The sequence below is a fragment of the Brachybacterium alimentarium genome (assembly GCF_002332425.1).
Taxonomy (GTDB): domain Bacteria; phylum Actinomycetota; class Actinomycetes; order Actinomycetales; family Dermabacteraceae; genus Brachybacterium; species Brachybacterium alimentarium.
Genome location: NZ_NRGS01000061.1, coordinates 1 through 1,339, shown reverse-complemented (window position 1 = coordinate 1,339; position 1,339 = coordinate 1). Strand labels below are relative to the sequence as shown.

The window sequence follows — 1,339 nt, the reverse complement described above, 5'->3', positions numbered from 1 at the left end:
CATCAAACCTGGGTCGGTTCAGAAGCGCCCTGGGTTCCGTTCCGAGTCTCAGCAAGGAGAATCGGAACATGCCCAAGAAGTTCAGTCCAGAGCTGCGTGACCGCGCCGTGCGCATGGTCTACGACCGCCAAGCCCGCGAAGGTGGTCCCCGCGCGGCATCGATCCGCGCCGTCGCACCACAGCTCGGCGTCGGTGAGGAGACCCTGCGGATCTGGTGCAACCGGTACGGCCCCACCGAACCGGCTGGCTCGGGAGAGCCGCTCGAGGAGGAGAACCGCCGGCTTCGGCGGGAACTCGCCGAGGCGAGACGCGCTAACGAGATCTTGAAAGCTGCCTCAGCGTTTTTTGCAGCGGAACTCGACCGCCCCACAACGAAATGATCGCGTTCATTGACATACATCGCGAGAAGTTCGGGGTCGAGGCCATATGCCGCATCCTCGGTGCGACAGAATGTGGGTTCATCACCTCCCGCGGATACCGCGCCTCCAAAATCAGGCCGAGATCCGCTCGAAGCCTGCGAGACGAGATGCTTGTCGAGGAGTTACGGAGGATTCATCAGGAGAACTACAGTGTCTACGGGGTCCGGAAGATGTGGCACGCAATGCGCCATGCGGGATGGGATGTCGGTCGCGACCAAGTAGTAAGGCTGATGAAGATCGCTGGCCTCCAGGGCGTCCGCCGAGGTCGCAAGCCCGTCACCACCCGTCCCGAAGCTGGAGTCGACCAGCGTCCCGACCTTGTCGAGCGGAAGTTCGTCGCGGACCGCCCGCAACAGCTCTGGGTCGCCGACATCACCTACGTTCGGATACTCACCGGGTTCTGCTACGTCGCATTCATCACCGACGTCTTCAGCCGCAGAATCGTAGGCTGGGCGGTCGCGCCCACACTCCACACACAGCCGCTGCCATTGCTCGCACTGGAGCACGCGCTTCTTTCCACTGGGACGAGCAGGAATGAAAGCGGATTGATCCACCATTCCGACAGGGGCAGTCAGTACGTCTCACTGGCCTATTCGGACGCTCTCATCGCGGCAGGCGTGAAAGCGTCAGTTGGTACCGTTGGAGATAGCTACGATAACGCGCTGGCCGAGACCGTGAACGGCCTCTACAAGGCAGAGTTGATCTACTCGAAGCGGATCTGGGAGTCGGTCAGCGAGGTCGAGCTCGCCACGATGGGCTGGGTCCACTGGTGGAACACGGCCCGGCTCCACGAGGCTCTCGGCTACCGCACCCCCGCAGCGGTCGAAGCGGCCTACACTCACCCCACGACGACCGCGCCCGCGACCGTCTAACCACGGAACGAAACCCAGGGCGCTTCAGTGTCCTCGAGCTCGACGGGC

Annotated in this window: 1 protein-coding gene and 1 other annotated feature; the gene reads left to right on the top strand. The window is 62.9% G+C overall.

Going from position 1 to position 1,339, the window contains the following annotated elements; translation table 11 throughout:
- Nucleotides 1-68 precede the first annotated feature (68 nt).
- A protein-coding gene (locus CIK71_RS17315; protein ID WP_096166910.1) for an IS3 family transposase occupies nucleotides 69-1,291 on the top strand; the annotation gives its coding sequence in 2 pieces (ribosomal slippage) (nucleotides 69-348 and nucleotides 348-1,291; 1,224 coding nt in all).
- Nucleotides 338-440 (top strand) — a sequence feature (AL1L pseudoknot). Its footprint overlaps the gene before it by 103 nt.
- Nucleotides 1,292-1,339 lie beyond the last annotated feature (48 nt).